Origin of the sequence: Streptomyces violaceorubidus (assembly GCF_000717995.1) — a bacterium.
In the GTDB taxonomy this organism is placed as follows: domain Bacteria; phylum Actinomycetota; class Actinomycetes; order Streptomycetales; family Streptomycetaceae; genus Streptomyces; species Streptomyces violaceorubidus.
Genome location: NZ_JODM01000158.1, coordinates 1 through 505 on the forward strand (window position 1 = coordinate 1; position 505 = coordinate 505).

1 pseudogene is annotated in these 505 nt (G+C 71.3%); it reads left to right on the top strand.

The window, feature by feature from the left end:
• Positions 1 to 505 (top strand): annotated as a pseudogene (locus tag IE94_RS36765) (transposase); the annotation flags it as partial.

A 505-nucleotide genomic window follows, 5' to 3' on the forward strand; every position in this document is an offset into this window, starting at 1 on the left:
CTCGACCTCCCGCATGCCCTGGTCGAGTGGGTCACGATGCTCATCGTCACCCGTGAGGGTGACCGGCGGTGCAAACTCCCGCCGCACCGCCGTGCGCTGATCGCACTCGTGCACCTGCGCCGCCACGACACCCTCACGAGGATCGCCGCGGCATTCGGTATATCCGCCGGCACCGCCCACGCCTACGTCGCAGCGGTCACCGGCCTGCTCGCCGAGCAGGCGCCGGGCCTGCTGAAGACGCCGCGCGCGCACGACCCGGACTTCGTCCTCCTGGACGGCACACTCGCAGAGTGCGACCGCGTCGGCGACGGCAGGGCCGACTACTCCTCGAAACACAGGCAGCACGGGGTGAACGTGCAGGTCGTCACGGACCCGGCCGGCGAGATTCTGTGGCTGTCGCCGGCACTGCCGGGTCGGACCCATGATCTGACGGCCGCCGCGCCAGGGCGTCCCGGTCCTCGCCGACATGGCCTACATCGGTGCGGGCGACTGGGTCACCACCGCC